A 3,848-nucleotide genomic window follows, 5' to 3' on the forward strand; every position below is an offset into this window, starting at 1 on the left:
CACCTGTACTACGTGATGTAATATGACGCCCAAGCCTGTATGCGGCGCGACTTCACTATTGGGCGTCCCTTCCGGCGCTTCCGGCCTACCTCCTACATGCTGGAAACGGTGTTCAAGGACCGCATCAACGACTCGCGCTACCAGAAGAGCTACCGAACGGTGTACATCTGCAACAACCCCGGCACGTTCACCAACCTGTTCGACACGTCGAAACCGTCCGTTACGCTGAAAGCCGGCGACACGGCCATCTATTTGCCGGGCGTGGAATGGACGCCAGCGCAGCGGGCCCGCAAGCCCTACCAAGTGCTCGTGCCGAGCTTGTACCGGCCCAACTTGTTCCCGACTCTCACCAAATTTCTAGACCCGCTCCGGCCCGACTTGCAGTACCAGCCTGGCAGCCGTGATTTCCTGATGTTCCGGTTGGCTGAAACCCACCTGATTGCCGCAGAGGCCCTGCTGAAAAGCGGCAAGCCCGCCGACGCGCTGCCCTTTATCAACGCGGTGCGCCGGCGGGCGGCTTTCGCCGGTAAGGAAACCGCCATGGAAATCACGGCCGGCCAACTGACCATGGACTTTATCATGGAAGAGCGAGAGCGGGAGCTTCAGGGCGAGATGTTCCGCTGGTTCGACCTAAAGCGGTGGGGCGTGCTAGTTGAGCGTGTCAAGCGCCACAATCCAGACGCGCAAGCCATTGTAGCCGGTAAACACGAGTTGCGTCCTATCCCGCAAGACCAGATTGACCGCACGGCGGGTGGTATTTCTTCCTTTCCCCAAAATCCGGGCTACTAGCGTGCTTGCGCTGCTGATAGCAGCGCAAGCACTTGTGCACTCACCTTCTTGAAGCCAATATGTTAGAAAAAATCACAGCTGTAACCCTCGGAGCCGCATGGACGGCGTTAACGTTCGTTGCTCCCGGCCCAGCCTCCGCTCCCATTGCTTCCCCTACCAAAGCCGCCGATACTTGGCAAAACCTATTCGACGGTAAAACCCTGACCGGGTGGAAGCGTGTGGCCGGTACGGCCGACTACAAGGTGGAAAACGGCGTCATCGTCGGGACGACGGTTATGAATTCTGGCAACACGTTTCTGGTCACCGAGAAAGAATACGGTGACTTTCAGCTGGAACTGGACATCATGCTGGAAAGCAACGTCAGCAACTCGGGCGTGCAGACACGCAGCCATTTCAACACCCCCGGTTTCGAAAACAAAGTCTACGGCCGGCAGGTGGAAATTGACCCTTCCGAGCGAAGCTGGTCGGGTGGCGTGTACGACGAGGCGCGTCGGCAGTGGCTCTACCCGCTGGATTTGAATCCCAAAGCCAAGCCGCTGTTCAAAGTCGGGCAGTACAACCATATGAAAGTGGAGTGCATCGGCAACGAGATGAAAACCTGGCTAAACGGCACGCCGGTGGCCTACGTGGTGGACCCAGTGGACGCCAACGGCTTTATTGGCTTGCAGGTGCACGGCATCACCACCAAAGAGCAGGAAGGCAAAAAGGTCTACTTCAAGAACATCAAGATCAAGACCACCGACCTCAAGCCGAGTGCCTTCCCCACGGATATCTACGTGGTCAACTTCATGCCCAACATGCTCACGCCCTACGAAAAAGAGCACGGCTGGAAGTTGTTGTTTGACGGCAAATCCTCTACGGGCTGGCGCAGCGCCAAGGGTACCGCCTTCCCCACCAAAGGCTGGCAAGTGAACGATGGCACGATGAGCGTGCTGCCCTCGGAGGGCAAAGAAGCCACCAACGGCGGCGACATCGTTACCACTGCCCAGTTCAAAGCCTTCGACTTATCGTTCGATTTCAAGCTGACGCCGGGCGCCAACAGCGGCCTGAAATACTTCGTGACGTTGGCCGAGAAAAGCGAGGGGTCGGCTATCGGCCTGGAGTACCAAGTCCTCGACGACGAACTGCACCCCGATGCCAAGCTCGGGCGCGAAGGTAACCGCACCCTGGCCTCGCTCTACGACCTCAAAAAAGCCGACAAGAACCCGCGCTTCATCCACAAAATTGGGGAGTGGAACGTGGGGCGCGTGGTGGTCTACCCCGACAACCGGGTGGAGCATTATTTGAACGGCGCCAAAGTGCTGGAGTACACGCGGGGCTCCAAGGAATTCAGAGACTTGGTGGCTATGAGCAAGCACAAGATCTGGCCGAACTTCGGAGAAGCTCCTGCGGGCCATTTACTGTTGCAGGACCACGGCAATAACGTCTCGTTTCGGAGCATCAAAATCAAAGAGTTGAAATAATTAATCGCCTTCCTCACCACCTTCAACCTTCCTTTCTCATGTCTTATCAACGTCGTGATTTTCTTAAAACAACCGCCTTGGCTAGCGCCGGGGTGATGTTCTCGCAAGTTTCCTGGTCGGCCAGCAGCTACAAGCGCATTATTGGCGCCAACGACCGGGTGCGTGTCGGGGTGGTGGGCTTCTCCGACCGCCACAGAAGCTCGCACATCCCGTGTTTCATGAGTCACTACAAGGAGTTGAACTTCGACGTGGTGGCCGTGTCCGACATCTGGAAAAAGCGCCGGGAAGAAGGCGCCGCCACCTGGAAAGAGAAAATGCAGCACGACGTAGTGGCTTGCCGCAACAACGAGGAGATGTACGACAAGAAGCTAGTGGACGCCGTGTTCATCAGCACCGCCGACTTCCAACACGCGCTGCACGCCATTGAGGCCGTAAAAGCCGGCTGCGACGCCTACGTGGAAAAGCCGTTTGCTGAAACCATGGAAGACAACCGGGCAGCGCTGAAAGCCATCAAGGGTTCCAAGCAGATTGTACAAATCGGCTCGCAGCGGCGCAGCGGCTCCAACTACCACGCGGCCGAAGAATTCATCAAATCCGGCAAGTTTGGCCCTATCACCATGGTGGAGCTAACCTGGAACGTCAACCAGCCCGGCCGCTGGCGCCGCCCCGATTTGATTCCGCAGCTTAAGGAATCCGATACGGATTGGAAGCGCTACTTGATGAACCGGCCCACCGAGGCGTTTGATGCGCGCAAGTACCTGGAGTTCCGCTTGTTCTGGCCGTATTCGTCGGGCTTGCCCGGTCAGTGGATGAGCCACCAGATTGATACTGTACACTGGTTTACTGGCTTGCAGCACCCGCGCAGCGTGGTGGCCAACGGCGGTATTTACATGTGGAAAGACGGCCGCCGCAATTGGGACACCATTACGGCCGTGTTCGACTATGGCCCAACGAATGATATGGCCAAAGGCTTCCAGGTGACGTTCGGCTCTCGAATGCACAACGGCGACGAAAAGCCCACCGAAATCTACTACTCCAACGGGGGCGAGCTCAACCTGAACACCAACACTATTTCGCCGACTGGTGGCCTCAGCCAAAAAATGGCGGATGCCATGAAAATGTCCGCCAATCTACTGGCTTCCGCTAGTTTGTCGGCGCCGGAGCCCGTCATTGCCTCCGCCAACACGGGCGGCGATAAGCTGACTTCCAACCATGTGCGCAACTGGATGGAGTGCGTGCGCAGTCGCAAGCAACCCAACGCACCCGTTGAGGCCGGCTATAGCCACTCCATTGCCACCATCATGACCAACGCGGCGGTGCACACCGGCCAGAAAGCCACCTTCGACGAGAAAACCCAGGAAGTACTGGTAGGCGGTAAAACCTTTGTCGCTTAAGTGATTACGATACCATACGATGCGCTATTTTCCTTTGTCCTGGGGCAGCACTGCGGTGCTGCTCCTGGCCTGCTCGTGGCAGGCCGCCGCCCAAAAGCCAGAGCTGGTTCGGGTAGCTAAAAACGCCACTGGTAAGCAGATTGATGTATTTGTGGGCAAGCAGCTATTCACGAGCTTCTTATACCCCGACACGCTGGAAAAG

General features: G+C 57.2%; 4 protein-coding genes. All 4 read left to right on the forward strand.

Annotated features, from left to right (window positions below; genetic code table 11):
• Window positions 1–39: 39 nt before the first annotated feature.
• Window positions 40–789, forward strand: coding sequence for a RagB/SusD family nutrient uptake outer membrane protein (locus tag ACFE7X_RS24990; RefSeq protein WP_375438395.1), 750 nt, complete (start codon window positions 40–42; stop codon window positions 787–789).
• Window positions 790–848: 59 nt separating this feature from the next.
• Window positions 849–2,252, forward strand: a complete 1,404-nt coding sequence (locus tag ACFE7X_RS24995; protein ID WP_375438396.1) for a DUF1080 domain-containing protein — start codon at window positions 849–851, stop codon at window positions 2,250–2,252.
• 38 nt (window positions 2,253–2,290) lie between these two features.
• Window positions 2,291–3,646, forward strand: coding sequence for a Gfo/Idh/MocA family protein (locus ACFE7X_RS25000; protein ID WP_375438397.1), 1,356 nt, complete (start codon window positions 2,291–2,293; stop codon window positions 3,644–3,646).
• Window positions 3,647–3,665: 19 nt separating this feature from the next.
• Window positions 3,666–3,848: hypothetical protein (locus ACFE7X_RS25005; protein WP_375438398.1), on the forward strand; the 183-nt coding region annotated here is incomplete at its 3' end.

This window comes from uncultured Hymenobacter sp., from assembly GCF_964242765.1.
Taxonomy (GTDB): Bacteria; Bacteroidota; Bacteroidia; order Cytophagales; family Hymenobacteraceae; genus Hymenobacter.

Excerpts from the sequence above, each read along its gene's own strand:
- ACFE7X_RS24990 (WP_375438395.1), top strand. The coding sequence starts at position 40 with ATGCGGCGCGACTTCACTATTGGGCGTCCCTTCCGGCGCTTCCGGCCT.
- ACFE7X_RS24995 (WP_375438396.1), top strand. The coding sequence starts at position 849 with ATGTTAGAAAAAATCACAGCTGTAACCCTCGGAGCCGCATGGACGGCG.
- ACFE7X_RS25000 (WP_375438397.1), top strand. The coding sequence starts at position 2,291 with ATGTCTTATCAACGTCGTGATTTTCTTAAAACAACCGCCTTGGCTAGC.